We start from the raw sequence: 999 nt of genomic DNA, 5'->3' as shown, positions 1-999 counted from the left end.
GGTCTCACTCAGTCCGAACCATCGATCCGATTGCGGGGATGTGGCGCTGATATAGGAAGGCTCCGGGCAAAATGAAGGGGTAGCGGCCGACCGATCGAGGCCGCGAAAGCGCCGGCCTGCTTGCCCGGCCCTGTCTGAATCATGGCCAGGCCATGGACCATTGCCGCCGCCATCCGCCTCTGATCTTGTGGCCGGATGCATTTCATTCCTGCCTCTGTCCGCGGCCCGCTGTTCATGATCGTCTCGACGGGGTCGTATCTCGTCAACGATACAATGATGAAGCTCGCGACGGCGGGCCTGCCGTCTTATGAGGTGCTGTTTCTGCGGGGTGCCGCGGCGGCCCTCTGGGGCTTCCCGCTGCTGTTCGCGCTGGGCTACGGCAAGCAGATCCCGCTGATCTTCGACAAGCGCGTCCTGAGCCGGAACGTGCTCGAGCTGGCGGCGATCCTTTGCTATGTGGTCGCGCTCGCCAACATGCAGATCGCCGATTCCACCGCGCTCGGCCAGATCACGCCGCTCTTGATGCTGGTTGGCTCCTCGATCCTGTTTGGCGAGCGGATCGGCGGCCGGCGCATGGCGCTGATCGGGCTCGGCTTCGTCGGCGCGCTGATGGTGGCGCAGCCGACCATGCAAGGCATTTCGGTCTATGCCCTGCTGGCGCTCGGCAACGCAGCCCTTGCAGCGGCGCGCGACCTAGCCGGCCGGCGGGTCTCGGCCGAGGTGCCGGGGATGATCGTGGCGATTTCCGCCGTCGTGGTGGTGCTGATCGGCGCCGGCGCCGCGCATCTTGTTTCCGAGCGCTGGGTCATGCCCGGGGCGCATCACCTGCTGCTGATGGCAGGTGCTGGATTCTTCCTGATCTTCGGCCACTTCTTCATCTTCATGGCCTATCGCGTCGGACCGACCAGCGCCGTGGCGCCGTTCTACTATTGCTTCACCGTCTGGGCGGTCATTTCGGGCCTGCTGGTATTCGGGCAATTCCCCAACACATTGGCGATC

At 64.7% G+C, this 999-nt stretch carries 1 protein-coding gene; it reads left to right on the top strand.

Going from position 1 to position 999, the window contains the following annotated elements:
* Positions 1-195 precede the first annotated feature (195 nt).
* Positions 196-999, top strand: an 804-nt coding sequence (locus tag EN955_RS34550; protein WP_164769977.1) for a DMT family transporter, incomplete at its 3' end; no start/stop codon positions are given.

The organism is Mesorhizobium sp. M7A.F.Ca.CA.001.04.2.1, assembly GCF_003998485.1.
Taxonomy (GTDB): domain Bacteria; phylum Pseudomonadota; class Alphaproteobacteria; order Rhizobiales; family Rhizobiaceae; genus Mesorhizobium; species Mesorhizobium ciceri.
This window is presented reverse-complemented; position numbering and strand designations above follow the sequence as displayed.